The organism is Halorussus limi, assembly GCF_023238205.1.
GTDB classification, from domain to species: domain Archaea; phylum Halobacteriota; class Halobacteria; order Halobacteriales; family Haladaptataceae; genus Halorussus; species Halorussus limi.
On the sequence record NZ_CP096659.1, the window covers coordinates 3,349,685 to 3,367,356 of the forward strand.

Sequence of the window (17,672 nt, forward strand, 5' to 3'; positions counted from 1 at the left end):
CAGCCGCCGGGATTCTAGAAGTGAAAAAGCACTTACCGGCGACCTGCGACCTGCCCGGTATGTCCCCCGACTGGTCCTCGCATCTCCGCCTCGCGGTCGCGCTCGCGCTCGTGGCGAGTCCGTTCTGGCTTCTGCCCGACGCCGGAGCGACGACCTACGAGTACACCGCCGAGGAGGTCGAGTACACGAGGTACGACACCGGCTACATCCGGGCCGACGGCAAAATCGACGGTCTCGCGTGCTACGACTACCACAATCTGGACAAGCAGTGCCTCTTCGCGGCCCACGTCGCCCAGAACGGGCCGGTCGTGGTGAACCAGACCCACCTTCTCGCCCGGGAGTACGAGTTCGACGCCGAGTACGTCGCCGTGGAGGACAGCGGGAGCGGCAAGTACCTCTACCGCTGGCGAGTCAACCGGACCGAGACGGCGAACGAAGACCGCGTGACCTACGCGCTGTCCGCGGTCAGTCCCCCCGAAATCCTCCGGAACGTCTCGGTCCCCGAGCGCGAGGTCTCGGAAGAGGCCCGGCGCGCGATAGACGGCGAGACGGTTCGGACTCGCGGCGAACCGCTCGACGCGGCCCACGAGGTCGTCCGTTCGAACGGCACCTACTACCACCTCTCCGAGACGGAGAACCCCCGCGGCGGCCCGTCGAAGTGGCAGGCGACCGCCGCGCAGGCGGTGGCGGTTCTCGTCGGACTCGGGATGCTCCGCGGGCGGTGGCGACGGACGAGGTGAACGCGACGGGGACGGCCGCCCGGCGGAGTCGGTCCGTTATCTTCCGACAGAGACGACAGAGAACCGATAGATAAACGCTTAACCGCGCTCCGGTCGCCCAATCGGACATGAACGACCTGCAAGTCGCCGTTTTGGGAGCCGGGACGATGGGCCACGGCATCGCCCAAGTCTCGGCGATGGCCGGGCACAGCGTGACGATTCGGGACGTCGAGCAGGACCTCGTGGACGAGGGCATCTCGTCCATCGAGTCGAACCTACAGGGCGGCGTCGAGCGCGACAAGGTGTCGGGAGACGAGAAGGCCGCGACGCTCTCGCGCATCTCTGGGACGACCGACCTCGCCGAGGCCGTCTCGGACGCCGACCTCGTGGTCGAGGCGGTCCCCGAGGACGTGGACCTGAAGAAACAGACCTTCGAGGACGTGGAGGCCGAAGTCGCGGACGACACCGTCATCGCCTCGAACACCTCGTCGCTCCCCGTGACCGAAATCGTCTCGGCGCTGGAGCGTCCCGGCCGGGGAATCGGTCTGCACTTCTTCAACCCGGTCCACATCATGCAGTTGGTCGAGGTGGTGGTCGGCGAGCAGACCAGCGACGAGACCGTCGCGTTCGCCACCGACTTCGTGGAGGACGTCGGCAAGACAGCCATCCAAGTGCGCGACACCGCGGGGTTCGCCTCCTCGCGTCTCGGCGTCGCCCTCGGCGTCGAGGCCATGCGCATGGTCGAGGAGGGCGTCGCGAGTCCCCGCGACATCGACCGGTCGATGGAACTGGGCTACAACCACCCGATGGGACCGATAGAACTGGGCGACGTGGTGGGACTCGACGTGCGCCTCGACATCCTCGAACACCTCCGCGAGGAGTTGGGCGAGCGGTTCCGCCCGCCCCAGATTCTGCGCCGGAAGGTCCGGGCCGGGAACCTCGGCAAGAAGACCGGCGAGGGGTTCTACGTCTGGGAGGACGGCGAAATCGTGGGCACCAGCGGCGAGTGGGGTGACGACGAATGAGCGGAGAGAGCGACGACTCGGCGTCCGACGCCGTCGGGAGTCCCGAGGCGGTCGGGGCCGAGTGCGAGACCGTCGAGGTGTCGGTCGGCGACCGCGTCGAGAACGTGGCCACCGTCACGCTCTCGCGGCCCGACGCCCGGAACGCGCTGAACGCCCAGTTGCGCGCCGAGTTGAAGGACGTGTTAGACGCCATCGAGGCCAGCGACGTGCGCGTGGTCGTCCTGACCGGCGACGAGGAGTCGGGCGCGTTCGTCGCGGGCGCGGACGTGACCGAACTCCGCGAGCGCGATTCGCTCGAACAGCGCGAGGCCAGCAAGCGCCCGCGGGTCTACGAGTACGTCGACGACCTCGAACAACCAGTCGTCGGCGCACTCAACGGCCACGCGCTCGGCGGCGGGTGCGAACTCGCGCAGGCCTGCGACACCCGCATCGCCCGCGAGGGCGCCAAACTCGGCCAACCCGAGATAAATCTGGGCATCATGCCCGGCGGCGGGGGAACCCAACGGCTCCCCCGACTCGTGGGCGAGGGACAGGCGATGAAGCTGATTCTCTCGGGCGAACTCATCGACGCCGAGGAGGCCCGCGAAATCGGCCTCGTGGACGAGGTCCACCCCGAGGAGGAGTTCGAGGACCGGGTCTACGACCTCGCCGAGTCGATGGCCGAGAAGAGTCCGCTCGCGCTGGAGTTCGCGAAGAAGGCGGTGAAGGCCTCCAGTCGAATGGAACTGGAACAGGGCATCGAGTACGAGGCCGAACTGTTCGCACACCTGTTCGCCTCCGAGGACAAGAACGAGGGCATCGACGCCTTCTTCGAGGACCGCGACCCCGAGTGGGAGGGGAAGTAGCGGCCGCGAGCGACGGTTTCTACGCCGAATCGAGTTCGGACGCGCGGTCCCAGTAGGTCCGGAACAGTTCCGCGCCCCACTCGAGCGCGGCGGGCGTGTCGTTCAGCAGGACGCCCCGGAGGTCGCCCGCCTCGTCGTAGATGATGAGGACGAGACCCTCGCCCTCCGCGACCACGAGGCCGAAGGGGAGGGTCTCGTCGGTCCGGCGAATCGAGAGTCGACCGGTCGCCAGCGCCTCGTCGAGGCGCTCGCCGTGGCTCTCGCGCAGGTACTCCACGACAGGGGCCTCCAGCACGAGGTCGGCGGTCAGGTCGTCGCCCACCACCTCCTCGTGGAACATGTCCACGTACTGGGGCAGGACGACGGGCGTGAACCCGACGATTCGGTCGGTCCGGCGGACGAAGTCGTCGATGTACTCGACCGGCCGGGTGGGCGCGTGGCGTTCGCCGCGGACGGTTTCGGCCCCCACGAGCAGGTCGGTCGTCACCGGCGCGTCGTCGGGGAGCACCGACAGGAGCGACTCGCTGTCGGTGACGGCCGCCACGCGCTCCTCGAACGTCCGACGCTCCTCGCCGAGCAGGCGGCCGACCAGCGTGAGCGCCACGCCCTCGTCGGTCTCGGTCACGAGTCCCCGGTCTTCGAGTTCGCGGACCGCCTTGTAGACGGTCGAGCGCGAGACGTCCAACTCGTCGCGCAGGTCGCGCTTGGTCGCCGGACCCGCGGCGAGTCGGTCGAGAACCGCCCCGCGCTTAACGACCGTCCCGATGCTGTCTCGGAGGATAGAATCTGTGTCGTCGCTCATATCGACGTTCGCGCTCGTATGGCTGTTGCGTCTTCCGACGCGAGCGACGTATTCGTTTCGGCACCTGTCGCTCGCGGTGACAGTCAGCGACGTTTCGAAAGTTCGGACGCGTTTCGGGACTCGAAACACGTCCGACCTGCTCGGACGCGAGTCCGCGGTCGAACCGCTTCCGGTCGAATACAATCAAAATGCCGTGGCCCCATTCACCCTGTGAACGCTCTCTCCGAAGGTGGAGCCATGATAGGAAACAGAGACGGTCAGAATCCGACCCGAACTGCCGGCGCGTCCGGGCAGACCGACGTCGCGCCCGAAGAACGCTGTCGCCTGCTCGGCGACTCGCTCCGACGACGCACGCTCCGTGCGCTCGACCCCGACGAGCGACCTGTCGCGCTCTCGGAACTTCGGGACCGGGTCGCCGACGGGTCGGACTCCGACACCGTCGCGGTTCGGCTTCACCACGTCCACCTGCCGAAACTCGACGAGGCCGGTCTCGTGAGCTACGACCCCGAACGGAACGTCGTCGAGGCCCGACCCCGGCCCGACTGGGCCGACCGGTACCTCGAACGCTGAGCGAGTCAGGGTCGGCCTCGCTCGCCCGCGGCGTCGCGGCCGTCTGCGCGCCTCGGTTCGTCGGGCGACCGTGCTACTGTCTCGGTCGGCGTCGCAACCGTGCTACCGCATCAGTTCGCCGCCGTTGACGTTCAGCGTCTCGCCCGTGACGAACCCGGCGTCCCGGAGGTAGGCCGCGGCCTCGGCGATGTCTCGGGGCTGGCCGAATCGCTCGACGGGAATCTCGGCCATCTCCTCGCGCTTCTCCGCCTCGGTCCGGTCGGCGGTCATGTCGGTCTCGACGTGACCGGGCGCGATGGCGTTGACCCGAACCTCGGGCGCGAAGTCCCCGGCGTGGCTCTTCGTGAGGCCCAAAATTCCGGCCTTCGAGGCGGCGTAGTGGCACTCGACGGGCGCGCCCGTGAACGCCAGAATCGAGGAGACGTTCGTGACCGAGGGCGTCGGTGCGGAGTCGGCGTCGCCGTCCGCCGCATCCCGGAGGTGCGGTAGCGCGGCCTTGGTCACGTTGAACGCGCCGTTGACGTTGGTGTCCATCACGCTGTCGAAATCCTCGGGCGAGAGGTCCTCGGTGTAGACATGCTGGTCCACGCCCGCGTTGTTCACGACGTGCGAGAGGCCGCCGAAGGCCTCGACGGCGGCGTCCACGAGGTCGCGCGCGTCGTCGGGGTCGCCCACGTCCGCCCGGACCGCGACCGCGTCGCTGTCGGTCTCGCGCCGGACGGACTCGGCGACAGTCCGCGCCTTCTGGGCGCTGGAGACGTAGTTGACCGCGACGTCGTAGCCGTCGCGCGCGAACCGCTCGGCGATTGCCCGGCCGATGCCCCGCGAGGAACCGGTGACGAGTGCTGCTGGCATACCCCGAAGGCGACCCGCCACGACCTTTGCGTTTATGCCTGCCCGGCGTAACGTGGCACGCATGAGCGACCGGAGCGCGAACTCCGAGACCGGTTCCGCGAGGTCCGACCCGCGGGAGGACCCGGAGTTGGAGGACCTACTGGACGAACTGGAGGAGTTGGAGGAGACCGTCGACGACCCGGCAGAGCGCGAGCAGGTCCGCGAGACGATACGCGTCGCCCGACGCGTCTCGACGCCGGGCGCGTTCGGTCGGGTCATCCGCGGGTTCGACCGCCACGACGCCGCCGAGGCGCTGGTCGGGAGCGTGGTGTTCGGGATTCCGATGCTGGTCGAGGGCGGCACCGCCGAAATCGGGGCGTTCATCGCGGCCCATCCGGTCTCCCTCGCGGTCACTCTCGTCGGCACCATCGGACTGGTCGTCGGCCTGCTGTACGTGGCCGAAATCCAGCAGGTCGAGATTCACCGACCGCTGTTCGGGGTCGTCCCCCGCCGCCTCGCGGGCGTCGTCGGCGTCTCGTTTTTCACCGCGCTCGCCATGATGACCGCCTGGGGGCGCGTCGACTGGACCGACCCGTGGCTGGCGTTCTGCCAGACGAGCGTGACGTTCTCCGCGATGGCGCTCGGGGCCGCGCTCGGCGACATCCTGCCCGGGTCGTGATGCCCGAGTCGTGATGCCCGAGTCGTGACCGACGCGGTAACGGACGGAAAACCGAACGTTCGACACAAAGTATATCCGTGTCGTTCGGGTATTGGTACCTGTTCGCACAGAACTTCTGGTGAGACGTATGATAGAATGCCCACACTGCGGCTCGGACCTAGATCGGCAAGCGAAGACCCAGACGCGGCGGAACGGCGAACCGCTCGGCGGCAAATCGACCGGTTCGGAACTCGTCTCCTGTCCCGACTGCGACGAGATGATAGACGGATTCACGGCCCACTGAGCCGGAACCCCCACTCGTTTTCTGACTCGGCGGTCTCAGAGCGACGCCAGCGTCTCGTGGGCGTTCTCGACAGCGGCCTCCTTCTTCGCGGGGTAGGCCTCGACCTTCGCGCGGAAAGTGATGCCCTCGCCGAGTTCGGCCTCGCCGCGGTAGGCCGCCTGCTTGTCGAGTCGGAGGAACAGCGAGCAGTTCTCGTCCACTCGCTCGTCGAGTTCGTCCAGCAGGCCGGCGTCGTCCGGGAGTTCGGCCACCTTCGAGAGGACGTGGCGCATCTCGTCGGCGTTCTCGACGCGCGCCGAGAGGACGAGGATGCGGTCGCCGTGGTGGCCCTCGCTCTTCGCGCGCTGGATTTCGAACTCGTCGGGGAGGTAGGTCCGCAGGGCCTGCTCGACGCGCTTGTCGTCTTCGGTCGCGTAGCAGAACGCCCGCAGGTCGATGTAGTGGAACGGAACTTCGGCCATCGAGAGGAGGTAGGGTCCCCGGACGGAAAAAGGCGTTTCGTTCGCGTCAGACCATAACGGCGTTCTTCGCCGACAGCGACTGGGGAACGGTGACGTGATAGAGCGTGACCGCGCCGTACTGCGTCGTGAGTTTCACGGCGGCCTCCTCGCCCTCGGCCAGACCCATCCCGTCGTCGTCGAGGAGATAGGCCGGAATCGTGAGTCGGAAGCGGTCGTCTTGGTCTGCCAGCACCGGGACGGTGTTACCCGGGTCCTTGATGGGACTGATTCCGAACTCGTCGCTCCCCGGGTCGATGACGTGCCTGCCGCCCTCCATCGTGGAGTTGTTCCCGACGAGCGTCGTGGCGGTGTCGGGACCTATCCACTCCATCGTGGCCGACGAGAGGTTGATGTCGTCGGCCCCGGACCCGCGCATCACGGTCAGGTTGACGAGGTCGACGTGGCCGTCGTTGGCCACGTTCCCGTACGCGGACACGATTTCCACCCGGTTCGAGACCTGCGCGCTGGCGTCCTGTCCGGTCTCCTCGGATTTGGTCTGGAGGAATCCGGCGGTGTTGACGAGCACCCCGGCCGCGATGGCGGCGACCAGCACCATCGCGATGAACACGATGAGCGTTCCGATACCGACCTGCCCTCTCTCGGACACGTTCCGGCGTAACAATTTCTTCACACAGTCCAGAACCACGACTAGTATTTAATACCCCTCCTCGGTAGTCGAACGGAGATGTCAGGAACAAACGGGAACGCGGGAGAAACGGCGCGTCGTTACTCGTCGTCTTCGACGGCTTCCAGCGAATCCTCGGGGATGCCGGTCTCCTGTCCGTCTTCGAAGCTGACGGTGTAGGTGCTGTCGCCGAACATCGTGTCCATGACCTGCGTAATCTGGCCCTCTTCGCCGTCGTACTCGCTGTGCTCGTCGTGCAGGATGACGCTGTCGTCTTCCTCGAAGCTCATGGGTCGTGATAGCCCCGCTGGTGGTAAAAACGACCCGGTTCGGCGTCGGGGTTCCGGTCGAGAGCCGAGACCCCGACTCGGCGCGAGACCTCGATTCGGCGTCGAGGTTCCACTCGGCCCGGGCGGTCGGCCGGTGTCGCCGACCGAAGGCTTATTCGGGCGGCCGGACAAGCCTCCGAGTATGACCTTGCGCTCGCCCTCCCTCGCGGTTCGACCCGTCCGCTGTCAGTCGATTCCGTCCGCACGACGCCCCGATGACCACCGTTGACGACCTGTGGTATCTCGCCACGCGAGCGGACCAGCGGGCCGAGCAGGTCCACCACCGCCTGACCGACGCCTACGACGACTTCCTCGAACGGAACCACAGCAGACGCGTCTCGCGCTCGCGGTTCCGGACCCTCGCCGAGCGAATCGCGGAGTTCGGCGCACCGTACGGCGCTCACTCGGTCGTCTACCGGCCGACGGGCGAACTCCTGCTCGTCTGGCACGCGGGCGTGGACATGTGGGTCGTCCCCGGCGGCGAACCCGAACCCGACGAGTCGTTTCGGCGGGCCGCCGAGCGGGAACTCGCCGAGGAGGCGGGCGTCGAGGCCCGGTACGACGGACTGGCGATGAACGTCCGGGTCGAGGTCCGGTGCGACGACTACGCGACGTGGGGCGTCCTCCCGCTGTTCGAGGCCCGCGTCGAGGGGGCGCCGACGCCCGAACCCAGCGACCCCGACGGCGAAATCACCGACGCCGAGTGGTTCGCCGACCTGCCGGAGAACACCCGCGACCGCGAGGACCTGCTGGCGTGGCGCGAGTACGCGCTGGAGTGACCCGGGGTCGCTCGGTTCACACCATTAGTTCTGAGCGCCCGAAGCTATATCCACGGCGGACCTCACTTTCGGTCGAAACTCGACGCCGACCGATGTGGCGAGCGCGGAGAGCGTCCGGCGCGGCGCCCTCGGTCGGTGTCAGGGAAAACGACGACACATGCACGACGAGATACTGTTACCGACCGACGGCGGACTCGAATACGACGAGGAGAACGACTGCTACCGAACGGCGTGCGAACCGGGCGAACAACCACCGAGTTCGGTGGTCGTGAACGCGGTCGCCGCGGTCGCGGAGTGCGACCCGCTGGACCTCGAACCCCTGCGACGCGCGCTCGACCCCGACGCGATAGACGACCTCTTCGCGCGGACGCCCGGCGGACGCACTCGGGACGCGGGGAGCGTCGAGTTCTCGCTGGCGGACCACCGCGTCGTCCTCGCCGCGGACGGCGACGTCGAAGTCCACCCTCACGCCTGAGATAGCGAGGACCGGAAACGGCGAGCGTCCGAGGGAAGCGACAAGCGTCCGAGAGAACGACGATAGCGGAGCGCCCTGCGGACCGCGCTACTCGTGGGAGACGCCTTCGCGCGCCTCGGCGCGCTTCCGGCGGAGCGCCGCCCGCGCGTTGCTCGCGTCGTACCCGAAGAAGACGTTCTCGGCGTACTCGTCGGCGACTTCTCCCGCGTGGACGAGGTTGTCCACGTCCACGTCCACCGCGTAGAGTTCGACGCTGAACGGCGCGTCGAGCGCGTCCCGGAACCCGCTGGCGATGGTTTCGAGCCAGTAGGTCGTCTCGTAGGCCATGTCGTAGAGCGGGACGACGAACTCGTCGACGTACTCCGTGAGAGCGTCGAGGTCGAGTCCGGCCCGCTCGTAGAGGTGGCCCGGGTACGGGTCGGGGTAGAGCGTGAAGTAGGTCTTGCCCGGAATCCGGTCGGCGGCCTCCGCGACGAACTCGGTGATAACGTCGGCGCGCCACTCGAATCGGTCCTCGAAGTCGCTGGCTTCGAATCGGGCGTCGCACCGCTCGCAGTGACAGTACTCGGCGCGCGGGAACCCCACGTCGTCGAGGCGCACGTCGGGGTTCGCCTCGGCGCAGTCCGAGATGATTTCGAGGACGCCCTCGCGGTAGTCCTCGCGCGTCGGGCAGACGTAGGCCCAGTCGAAGTACGGGCGCTCGCGGGTGGCGAGTTCGCCCGCGTCGCTGACGGCCGCGAGGTCGGGGTCTGCTTCGACCGCGGCGTTGTCCCCGAAGCACGACACCATGTTCACCCCCTCGGTGAGCGGTTCGGCCGACCGACCGGTCACGTCCTTGACCTCGTAGAAGCCGAGGTCGAACTCCGACCAGTCGAGTTCCTCCTCGTTTCGCGTGACGACGCCGTACATACCCGGAGTTGGTCGCCGGACCGGGTAAGTGGTTCGCTCTCCGGCCGACGGTGCGGTTCGCCCACCCTCGCCACGAGGCGCGTCGCGGCGCCTATCCGCGATTGCACCCCTGCGGCAGGGTCGAGTTGGTCGCTGCGGGTTGGTCGACCGACCCGACAGACCAGTTCGAGGCGTGGCCTCGCATGATGAGCGCCTCGCCGACCGTACCGTTCTTGACCACGATGTCGGGTTTCTTCTCGCCCGCCGCGGGAGCGACCGAGTCGTTGCCGGTCGCCCGCGGGCCGAGCGAGGCGTTGCCACAGAGGATGGCCGCGTCCACGACGAGGCGGTCGATGACGACGCCCGAGACCGTGCTGTTCTTCGTCCACTGGCGGTCGATAGTCCGGTTCTTCACGCTCGGGTCGAAGAAGCTTCCGCCGGGCACGTTGAGAACGGACTTGTTCCGGATGACGAGTTTCTGGGCGGTGACGTTCTTCATCCGGGCGCGTTCGAGCGTGAACTGCCCCACCGAGACGTTCGACAGCGTGACGTTCGTCCGACTCCCGTTCTCGGTCGTGGCGTTCCGGACGACGACGTTCTTGACGGTCGCGTTCAGCACCGTGGAGTCGCGAATCAGCCACGTCTTGACCGTCACGTTGTCGAGCGAAACCTTGTACTGGGCGAACGAGTCGTCGGCGTCGGTCGCGTTCCGCTCGACGGCGTCGGTTCGGTGGACCGGTTCGCCGGTCCGCTGTACTGGGCCGTCGTCCGCGCTCCCGGTCGCGGCGTCGGTGCCGACGCCGAGGACCGGTCCCGCCCCGGCCAGCAGGACGAGGGCCGCGAGCGCGAGTGCGGAAAGTTGTCGTGAGCTCATCTCCGGAGACGTACTTCGAGGCCGAAGATAAACGAAAACGACCGTTCGGTCCGTTTTGTCGCGTAACGGGACGTTTCGTGAAACGTAGCCGCCACTTATCCCAATTCTCGACCGTGAGTCGCAGTCGGCGCCGGTTCACGGCGGGGCGACGCCGGAGCCGTCGGCCTACGAGTCGTGGCTCGAACTCCCGACCTACTCGACCGCGATGTGGTCCGCGAGGTCTTCCCGGACGATGGTCTCGCAGTACTCGCACCGGACGCCGTCGTCCAACACGTCGAACTCGGTCTCGACGGGTTCGTTCTCGTTGGTGATGCAGTTGTGATTCGGGCAGGAGAGAACGCCGACGACGCGTTCGGGGCGTTCGAGGTACTGCTTCTCGGCGACTTCGTACTCCCGGATGATGTTGATGGTCGCCTCGGGCGCGATGAGCGACAGCACGTCCACCTCGTCTTGGCTCAGCTCGCGGTCCTCCACCTTCACGATGTCCTTGTGGCCCATGCGGTCGCTCGGGACGTTCATCCCGACGCTGACCGTCTCGCCCGACTCGCCGTCGATGCCGAGGATGGCGAGGACGTTGAGCGCCTGCCCGGCGCGGATGTGGTCGATGACGGTCCCCCTCGGAATCTTGCTCACGCGGAGTTGGTGGTCGCTCATTGTCGTCCCTCCAGCAGTTGGTCGAGCAGCGCCATCCGGACCGGCACGCCGTTGTGGGCCTGCTCGAAGTAGGTCGCGTAGTCGGTGTCGTCCACCTCGGGCGCGATTTCGTCCACGCGCGGCAGCGGATGCATCACGGTCAGGTCGTCTTTCGCCGATTCGAGCGTTTCGAGGTCGATGCCGTACTCGCCCGCTATCTCCTGATACTCGTTCTCGTCGGGGAACCGCTCGCGCTGGATGCGGGTGACGTACAGCACGTCGAGCGACGGCAGGATGTCGTCCAACTCGGTGTGTTCGCGCACCATCGCGCCCGACTCGTGGAGGTCGTAGCGCACGCTCCGGGGGAGTTTCAGGCTCTCGGGGCTGATGAAGTGCTGGTCGGCGTCGAAGTTGGTCAGCGCGTGGGCCAGCGAGTGGACCGTCCGGCCGTACTTCAGGTCGCCCATGATGCCGATGGTGAGGTCGTCGAGTCCGGCGTTCTCCCGAATCGTGTAGAGGTCGAGCAGGGTCTGGGTCGGGTGGTGGCCCGCGCCGTCGCCCGCGTTCAGGAGCGGCACGTCCACGAACTCGCCGACCATCTTGGCCGCGCCCTGACTCGGGTGTCGCAACACCAGCGCGTCGGCGTAGCCCTCGATGACCCGCGCGGTGTCGGCGAGGCTCTCGCCCTTCTTGACCGACGACGACTCGACGGTGCCCATGTCCACCGCGTCGCCGCCGAGGCGCTTGATGGCGGTCTCGAAGCTCATCTTCGTCCGGGTACTCGGCTCGAAGAAGAGCAGTCCCAGTATCGCGTCCTCGTGGCGGTCCCCGAACGCGGCCGGGTCGGCGTCGAACTCGGCCGCTCGGTCGAGGACCGACTCTACGTCCTCCCGAGAGAGCTGTTTCGCGGTTATGAGGTGGTCGTCCCGCATTGGTAGAATAGGGAGGTGGACGCGCCTTGAATCTCTCGGAGTGGAATTCGAGTCGGCCGAGGGTTCAAATACGAGGCCGCGACGAACCCCGCCCGGACGCTCCGCGCGGTCGCTCGGAGTCGGGGCCGGGGACCGCCAGTCCGACTACCTCGAGAGAGCTGAGCCACCATCCGAACGCGGCGACGGCGAGCGACCGGAGGGAACGAACGCACCAGCGATGGGCCGAGCCTTAAGCGTCCCGCGGACGTTGCGACGGGTATGCCGACAGCCTACGTCACCGCGCCGCCCGAGGACGCGTCCGACATCGCCGAGACGCTCGTGGAGGAACGACTCGCGGCCTGCGTCAACCGGTTTCCCTGCACCTCGGTCTACCGGTGGGAGGGCGAGGTCCACCGAGACGACGAGGTGGTCCTGCTGGCCAAGACTACCGACGAGGGCTACGACCGACTGGCCGCGCGGGTCGAGGAGTTGCATCCCTACGACGTGCCCTGCATCGAGCGGTTCGAGGAGACGGCGCTGCTGGACTCGTTCGCGGAGTGGCGCGACGAGGAAGTCGCCGAGAGCGAGGAGCGACGATGACGCGCCGCGACTGGGGACCGTGGACGCTGGTCGTCGGGGTGTTCCTCGTCGCCGTCGCGGCGATTGCTCGGGGAGCGCTCCGACGGTTCCGACGGTGAGCGTGACGAGCAGTTAAGCCCGACTCCGGAGTTCGTCCAGCACCGAGAGCGTGCCCTCGGAGTACGATTCGTCGAGCACCACGTCTGCCGCGCGCTTGGCCTTCTCGTCCGCGTTGGCGACCGCGTAGGACTCGCCGGCGACGCCGAACGTGGACACGTCGTTCTCGGAGTCGCCGATAGCCACGAACTCCTCGGGGTCGCGGTCGAGGAGCGGCGCGACCGACTTCAGGCCGATTCCCTTCTCGATGCTGGGCGACTTGACGTGGTAGGCGAAGCCGGTGTCCACGACTTCCAGTCCGTGTTCGGCCGCGAGTTCCTCCAGCGGGCCGAGCGGTTGGTCCCGAGCGACCGCCACCTCGGTCTCCCGCCAGCGGTTCGTGAGGTCGGTCGGCCCCCACCCGAGGTCGTATCCCGCCGCGACGTACTCCTCGGCGACCCGGCGTGCGGCCTCGCCGTCGCCGTTCCGCGTCACCTCCTCGCCCGAGAGGACGATACCGCCGTTCTCGGCGATGACGTTCTGCTCGACGTACATGAAGTGACAGAGCGCCACGGGATAGGGAAACGCCTTCCCGGTGGCGACGACGACCGGCGCGTCCCAACTCGGAAGAAGGTCGAAGAATCGCGGGTCTACGGAGTCGTCGGGCCGGGTCATCGTGCCGTCGATGTCGAGGACGAGCGGCGGAGTCATGGCTCACCGTGAGGGCGTCAGCCACAAAAAGCGGTCGTTCGCGGTCGTTTCGGGCGCCCCGACCGGCGGGTCAGTCCGAGTAGGCGACCCCGCCCGTTCCCTGTGCCTCGGAGAACAGGCGGCCTCTCGTCGCCAGCGCGACGCGGACGAGCGCCAGCATCACGGGAACCTCGATGAGCGGACCGACGACCGTGGCGAGCGCGACGTTACTCCCGATGCCGAACACCGCGACCGCGACCGCGATGGCCAACTCGAAGTTGTTCGACGAGGCGGTGAACGCGACGCTGATGCTCCCGGTGTAACTGAAGCCGAGCGCGGCGGACGCGCCGTAGGCGAGCGCCCACATCCCCGCGAAGAAGACGAGCAGCGGGACCGCGATGAGCGCTATCTGCTCGGGGTTCTCGACGATGTACTCGCCCTTGAGCGCGAACATCACGACGACGGTGAACAGCAGGCCGAGCAGACCCAGCGGGCTGATTCGCGGGACGATTCGGTCGTAGTAGGCCGCCTTGCCCACGGTTCGGAACGCGACCGTCTGGGTCAGGTAGCCGAGCAACAGCGGCAGGCCGAGGAAGACCAGCACCGTCTGGGCGATGAGACCGATGGAAACGTCCACCGAGGTCCCCCGAAGCACGGTCAGGAACACGAAGGCGTAGGGGACGAACAGCACGATTTGCAGCAGGCTGTTGACGCCGACGCAGACCGCGCACATCTCCTGATTTCCGGCCGCGAGTTCGTTCCAGACCAACACCATGGCGATGCACGGCGCGATGCCGACGATGATGAGTCCGGTGACGAACTCGGGGTGTCCGCCGAGGAAGAGGACTGCGAAACCGTACATCACGAACGGCGCGACGAGTCAGTTGAACGCGAGCGTCAACCCGATCTCCTTCCGGGCGGTCCGAGTGACCTTCGGGATGCGCCCGTAGTCAATTTCGGCCATGATGGGGTAAATTATCACGAACAGTCCGATCGCGATGGGGAGGCTGGTGCCGTTGAACGTGACCGCGTTCAGCAGGTCGGCGACGCCGGGCACCGCGTAGCCCAGACCCACGCCGAGGGCCATCGCGAGTCCGATCCAGACCGTGAGATACCGGTCCAGTACGCCGATGTCGTCGCTCACGCGTCGCCCACCTCCCGGTCCGCGGCCGCGAGCAGTTCCGCGGCGAGTTCGGTTGCGTCGTAGTAGCGCCAGTTGCCGTCCTTCCGACGGCGGGCGAGTCCGGCGTCCACGAGGTCGGCGAGCGCGTGACTGACCGCGCTCTCGCTCACGTCCACCAGCGGTTCGAGTTCGCAGACACAGAGGTCGTCGTCCGCGGCGACGAGGAGTCGCGCGAGTCGGTATCGCGTCTCGTCGCCGAGCACCGCGAACACCGGTCGGGCCGAGTCGTCCGCGAGGGCGCTGTCGGCGAGGCCGTCCAGTTCCGAGAGCCGACGGTCCAAGTCGGCGTCCCGACACTCGCCGAGTTCGTCGGTGACGAGTCGCCGGAGTCGGTCGGTCGTGTCTGCCATGACGGGTGATTGAGCGAAGATTCAGATAGGGCTTCCGGTCTGAACCCGCGTTCAGATGGCCGTCGCTCGGCCGACCGGTAGAGCGACAGGGCGCGTCCCGAGTCGCAGAAAAAGTTCGTCGGGGTCGTCGGACCGACCGCTCAGAGGCCGAGCGCCGGCACCCAGACGGTCTGGGGGAAGACGCCGACCGCGGCAAGCACAGCGACGAGGAAGGTGCCGACCACGATGGCCGCTGCGGGCGGGTCGAAGTGCGTGTCGGCGTGGGCGTAGAAGACCCGCTGGACGAGTTCGCCGGCGAGCGCGCAGACGAGACCGAAGACGCCGCCGACCGCGAGCGCGGACCCGAGCGGAATCGCGGCCGCGACTTCGGCGGTCGGCGCCGTCGAGACCGACATCCCGGCCGGGGCCAGCGCCAGCGCCGCGGTGCTGGCGGGCAAACTGATGTGGTGAGTCACCGGAATCTGCTCGACCCCGCAGTTGAGGAAGACGAGACTCGCCGCGCTGATGCCGAACGCGAGGAACGGGCTCCCCGTCGTGTACGCGGTGAACGCCGCGAGGATGCCCACGACCACTCCGAGCGTCGCCACGTTCGCCCACTTGTACTGGTGGGGGAGCCACGGTTCGACGACGAACCGGCCTTCCGCGGTCCCGCCGTCGGAGCGAGGCTCCGACGAGGGTCGCGAGTCGTCGCTCGGTTCCCCGCCGTCCGCCGCGGGTTCCCGACCTCCGTCGCCGTCGGCGTCGGCGGTCGCGGCCTCGCCGATGACGCGGCGGTCGCCGTCCTCGAACGGACTCATGTCGAGGATGCCGCCGCTGGTGTCGCCGATGATGTCGTAGCCGAAGACGATTCGGTGGATGACGGCCGACAGCACGACGCCCATCGCGATGGGGTCGTAGGGCATCCCGAGCGTCGAGGAGGCGACTGTCAGCCAGTAGCCCACGATACCGAACGCGCCGCCGACCGCCAGCACGTCGGGCTTGGTGCCCTGGGCGAACGCGATGTTCTTGGCCTCGTGGAAGTCGAAGTCGGTGTCCATGTACCCCTTCTTGGCGGCGTAGGCGGCCGCCGCCGCGCCGCCGGCGAAACTGATGGCCGGGGAGAACACCGGGCCGAACGCGATGGCTCCGGTGATGCCGACCGCCGCGAGTTCACTGGACGCGCCCGCGTCGGAGGCGCCGGCCACGGTCTTGCCGATGACGTTGGCCGCCTCGCCGGCGATGACCATGAAGCCGGTGAAGATGAAGGCCGGGAGTGCTCCGAGCGCCGCGCCGAACGCGCCGCCCGCGAACGCCGCGACCAGCATCTCGACCGCCCAGAGGTCGCCCCAAGCCATTCAGTCGTCACCCCCGTCGCGCGCCCAGTCGGTCGAGCGCTCGACGGCGTCGCCCCACCGGTCGTACATCCGGTCGGCCTCGTCGCGGTCCATCTCCGGGGCGAACTCGCGGTCGACCCGCCAGTTCTGTCGGAGTTCGTCGGGGTCGTCCCAGTAGCCGACCGCGAGACCGGCGGCGTACGCCGACCCGAGCGCGGTCGTCTCGTCCACCTCGGGGCGGGCGATTTCGGTGCCGATGATGTCGGCCTGCAACTGGCAGAGGAAGTTGTTCTTGACCGCGCCGCCGTCGACCTTCAGACTCTCCATCTCGATGTCGCTGTCGGCGACCATCGCCTCGGCCACGTCGCGGGTCTGGTAGGCGATGGATTCGAGGGTCGCGCGGACGACGTGTTCCCGGCGCGTGCCGCGGGTCATCCCGACGATGGTCCCCCGGGCGCGCTGGTCCCAGTGGGGCGCTCCGAGACCGGTGAACGCCGGGACGACGTAGACGCCGTCGGTCGAATCGACGCTCCGCGCGAGGGCTTCGGTCTCGGCGGCGTCCTCGATGAGCGTCATGTCTTCGAGCCACTCGATGGCCGCGCCGGTGACGAAGATGGAGCCTTCGAGGGCGTACTGGACGGGTTCGCCCGAGCGCTGGAACCCGACCGTCGTGAGCAGGCCGTGGTCGCTGTCGACCGCTTCGTTACCCGTGTTCATCAGGAAGAAGCTCCCGGTGCCGTAGGTGTTCTTGGCGTCGCCGGCGTCGAAGCAGGTCTGGCCGAACAGCGCGGCCTGCTGGTCGCCGAGCGCGCCCGCGACCGGAATCTCGGCACCGAGGAAGCCGTCGGGGTCGGTCGTGCCGTAGTAGTCCTCGTCGCTGGAGGGTCGGACCTCCGGCAGCGACTCCCTCGGTACGTCGAACTCCCGGAGCAGGTCGTCGTCCCACTCCATCTCGTGGATGTCGAACAGCATCGTCCGGGAGGCGTTGGTCACGTCGGTGATGTGGTTCCCGGTCAGGTTGTATATCAGCCACGAGTCGATGGTTCCGAACAGGATTTCGCCCTCGGCGGCCCGCTCTTTCATGTCGGCCGGGCGAGCGCGCTGTGTCTTGATGGGGTCGGCGTTGTCGAGCAGCCACTCGGCCTTGGTCGCCGAGAAGTAGGCGTCGGCTTCGAGACCGGTCTTGGCTCGTATCTCCTCGACCTTGCCCTCGGATTCGAGTTGTTCGACTCGGTCGGTGGTCCGCCGGTCCTGCCAGACGATGGCGTTGTGGACCGGCTTGCCGGTGTCGCGGTCCCAGAGCAGCGTCGTCTCGCGCTGGTTGGTGACGCCGATGGCGGCGAGTTGGTCGGCCGAGAGGCCCGCGTCGTCGAGCGCCGCCCTCACGACCGACTTGGTGTTCTCCCAGATTTCGAGCGGGTCGTGTTCGACCCATCCGGGTTCCGGGTAAATCTGTTCGTGCGTTTCGTAGGCGTCCGTTACGACCGTTCCGTCGTGGTCGAAGACCATGAACCGGGTACCTGTCGTCCCCTGGTCGATTGCTCCGACGTACGTTTCCGTTGTCGTGAGTGAGTCACCGATGGTAATCGCCAGCCGTATCTGGGTTCGCGACACCGCGCGTAGTTTACTCACGATGTCGCTCTACTGGTAAACAATATTGACTTTCATTATAAAACTTTCGTCGAGTCGT

23 protein-coding genes and 1 pseudogene are annotated in these 17,672 nt (G+C 67.5%); 9 read left to right on the forward strand and 15 right to left on the reverse strand.

Annotation, left to right across the window (positions count from 1 at the left end; translation table 11 throughout):
• Positions 1-59 precede the first annotated feature (59 nt).
• From M0R89_RS17165 to M0R89_RS17175, 3 genes are all read left to right on the forward strand, one after another.
• Complete coding sequence (locus M0R89_RS17165) at positions 60-740, forward strand: DUF8127 domain-containing protein (protein ID WP_248650301.1); 681 nt, start codon at positions 60-62, stop codon at positions 738-740.
• A 116-nt stretch (positions 741-856) separates the two neighbouring features.
• Complete coding sequence (locus tag M0R89_RS17170; RefSeq protein ID WP_248652292.1) at positions 857-1,744, forward strand: 3-hydroxyacyl-CoA dehydrogenase family protein; 888 nt, start codon at positions 857-859, stop codon at positions 1,742-1,744.
• Entirely contained in the window at positions 1,741-2,589 is an 849-nt protein-coding gene (locus M0R89_RS17175) for an enoyl-CoA hydratase/isomerase family protein (protein ID WP_248650302.1), read from the forward strand. Before M0R89_RS17170 ends, M0R89_RS17175 begins: the two co-directional genes overlap by 4 nt.
• 19 nt (positions 2,590-2,608) lie before the next feature.
• Here M0R89_RS17175 and M0R89_RS17180 read toward each other — a convergent pair whose 3' ends face one another.
• On the reverse strand, positions 2,609-3,391 hold the full coding sequence (locus M0R89_RS17180) for a helix-turn-helix transcriptional regulator (protein WP_248650303.1): 783 nt from the start codon (positions 3,389-3,391) through the stop codon (positions 2,609-2,611).
• A gap of 237 nt (positions 3,392-3,628) precedes the next feature.
• On the opposite strand from M0R89_RS17180, the gene M0R89_RS17185 reads away from it, so the two are divergent.
• Positions 3,629-3,961: a DUF7344 domain-containing protein gene (locus M0R89_RS17185; RefSeq protein WP_248650304.1), complete on the forward strand. Its 333-nt coding sequence runs from the start codon at positions 3,629-3,631 to the stop codon at positions 3,959-3,961.
• Positions 3,962-4,063: 102 nt separating this feature from the next.
• Here M0R89_RS17185 and M0R89_RS17190 read toward each other — a convergent pair whose 3' ends face one another.
• Positions 4,064-4,816, reverse strand: a complete 753-nt coding sequence (locus tag M0R89_RS17190) for a 3-oxoacyl-ACP reductase family protein (protein WP_248650305.1) — start codon at positions 4,814-4,816, stop codon at positions 4,064-4,066.
• A 61-nt stretch (positions 4,817-4,877) separates the two neighbouring features.
• Between M0R89_RS17190 and M0R89_RS17195 the strand changes: the two genes are divergently transcribed.
• Positions 4,878-5,474: a DUF2391 domain-containing protein gene (locus tag M0R89_RS17195; RefSeq protein WP_248650306.1), complete on the forward strand. Its 597-nt coding sequence runs from the start codon at positions 4,878-4,880 to the stop codon at positions 5,472-5,474.
• 127 nt (positions 5,475-5,601) lie between these two features.
• Positions 5,602-5,757 (forward strand): hypothetical protein, encoded by a 156-nt coding sequence (locus tag M0R89_RS17200; protein WP_248650307.1) that lies wholly within the window; start codon positions 5,602-5,604, stop codon positions 5,755-5,757.
• Between the two features lie 35 nt (positions 5,758-5,792).
• Here the strand turns inward: M0R89_RS17200 and M0R89_RS17205 are convergent, their stop codons facing one another.
• The 3 genes from M0R89_RS17205 to M0R89_RS17215 form a co-directional block, all read right to left on the reverse strand.
• Positions 5,793-6,218 (reverse strand): RNA-binding protein, encoded by a 426-nt coding sequence (locus M0R89_RS17205; RefSeq protein WP_248650308.1) that lies wholly within the window; start codon positions 6,216-6,218, stop codon positions 5,793-5,795.
• Between the two features lie 46 nt (positions 6,219-6,264).
• On the reverse strand, positions 6,265-6,888 hold the full coding sequence (locus M0R89_RS17210; RefSeq protein WP_248650309.1) for a flagellin: 624 nt from the start codon (positions 6,886-6,888) through the stop codon (positions 6,265-6,267).
• A gap of 95 nt (positions 6,889-6,983) precedes the next feature.
• Entirely contained in the window at positions 6,984-7,172 is a 189-nt protein-coding gene (locus M0R89_RS17215; protein WP_248650310.1) for a DUF1918 domain-containing protein, read from the reverse strand.
• A 254-nt stretch (positions 7,173-7,426) separates the two neighbouring features.
• Between M0R89_RS17215 and M0R89_RS17220 the strand changes: the two genes are divergently transcribed.
• Together M0R89_RS17220 and M0R89_RS17225 are read left to right on the forward strand one after the other, a co-directional pair.
• Positions 7,427-7,990 (forward strand): NUDIX domain-containing protein, encoded by a 564-nt coding sequence (locus M0R89_RS17220; RefSeq protein ID WP_248650311.1) that lies wholly within the window; start codon positions 7,427-7,429, stop codon positions 7,988-7,990.
• Between the two features lie 157 nt (positions 7,991-8,147).
• Positions 8,148-8,465: a HalOD1 output domain-containing protein gene (locus M0R89_RS17225; protein WP_248650312.1), complete on the forward strand. Its 318-nt coding sequence runs from the start codon at positions 8,148-8,150 to the stop codon at positions 8,463-8,465.
• 87 nt (positions 8,466-8,552) lie between these two features.
• Here M0R89_RS17225 and M0R89_RS17230 read toward each other — a convergent pair whose 3' ends face one another.
• The 4 genes from M0R89_RS17230 to pyrB all read right to left on the reverse strand — a co-directional run bounded on the left by M0R89_RS17230 (position 8,553) and on the right by pyrB (position 11,792).
• Positions 8,553-9,374, reverse strand: coding sequence for a hypothetical protein (locus M0R89_RS17230; protein WP_248650313.1), 822 nt, complete (start codon positions 9,372-9,374; stop codon positions 8,553-8,555).
• Positions 9,375-9,465: 91 nt separating this feature from the next.
• The gene (locus tag M0R89_RS17235) at positions 9,466-10,227 is read right to left on the reverse strand and encodes a hypothetical protein (protein ID WP_248650314.1); all 762 of its coding nucleotides are present in this window, start codon (positions 10,225-10,227) and stop codon (positions 9,466-9,468) included.
• A 192-nt stretch (positions 10,228-10,419) separates the two neighbouring features.
• The gene (pyrI, locus tag M0R89_RS17240; protein WP_248650315.1) at positions 10,420-10,881 is read right to left on the reverse strand and encodes an aspartate carbamoyltransferase regulatory subunit; all 462 of its coding nucleotides are present in this window, start codon (positions 10,879-10,881) and stop codon (positions 10,420-10,422) included.
• Complete coding sequence (gene pyrB, locus M0R89_RS17245) at positions 10,878-11,792, reverse strand: aspartate carbamoyltransferase (RefSeq protein WP_248650316.1); 915 nt, start codon at positions 11,790-11,792, stop codon at positions 10,878-10,880. The genes pyrI and pyrB overlap by 4 nt, the downstream gene beginning before the upstream one ends.
• Positions 11,793-12,050: 258 nt before the next feature.
• Here pyrB and cutA point away from each other — a divergent pair, with 258 nt between their 5' ends.
• Positions 12,051-12,371: a divalent-cation tolerance protein CutA gene (cutA, locus tag M0R89_RS17250; RefSeq protein ID WP_248650317.1), complete on the forward strand. Its 321-nt coding sequence runs from the start codon at positions 12,051-12,053 to the stop codon at positions 12,369-12,371.
• Positions 12,372-12,482: 111 nt separating this feature from the next.
• Here the strand turns inward: cutA and M0R89_RS17255 are convergent, their stop codons facing one another.
• From M0R89_RS17255 to glpK, 6 genes and pseudogenes are all read right to left on the reverse strand, one after another.
• Positions 12,483-13,157 carry an HAD hydrolase family protein gene (locus M0R89_RS17255; RefSeq protein ID WP_248650318.1) on the reverse strand — a complete coding sequence of 225 codons (675 nt, stop codon included), beginning with the start codon at positions 13,155-13,157 and terminating at the stop codon, positions 12,483-12,485.
• A 70-nt stretch (positions 13,158-13,227) separates the two neighbouring features.
• Positions 13,228-14,004 (reverse strand): annotated as a pseudogene (locus M0R89_RS17260) (arsenic resistance protein); the annotation flags it as partial.
• Between the two features lie 12 nt (positions 14,005-14,016).
• A complete protein-coding gene (locus tag M0R89_RS17265) occupies positions 14,017-14,280 on the reverse strand; it encodes an arsenic resistance protein (protein WP_248650320.1) in 264 nt (87 codons plus the stop codon).
• A complete protein-coding gene (locus M0R89_RS17270; RefSeq protein ID WP_248650321.1) occupies positions 14,277-14,669 on the reverse strand; it encodes an ArsR/SmtB family transcription factor in 393 nt (130 codons plus the stop codon). The genes M0R89_RS17265 and M0R89_RS17270 overlap by 4 nt, the downstream gene beginning before the upstream one ends.
• A gap of 140 nt (positions 14,670-14,809) precedes the next feature.
• On the reverse strand, positions 14,810-16,003 hold the full coding sequence (locus M0R89_RS17275; protein WP_248650322.1) for a DUF7973 family transport facilitator: 1,194 nt from the start codon (positions 16,001-16,003) through the stop codon (positions 14,810-14,812).
• A complete protein-coding gene (gene glpK / locus M0R89_RS17280) occupies positions 16,004-17,563 on the reverse strand; it encodes a glycerol kinase GlpK (RefSeq protein WP_256478557.1) in 1,560 nt (519 codons plus the stop codon).
• Between the last annotated feature and the right edge of the window lie 109 nt (positions 17,564-17,672).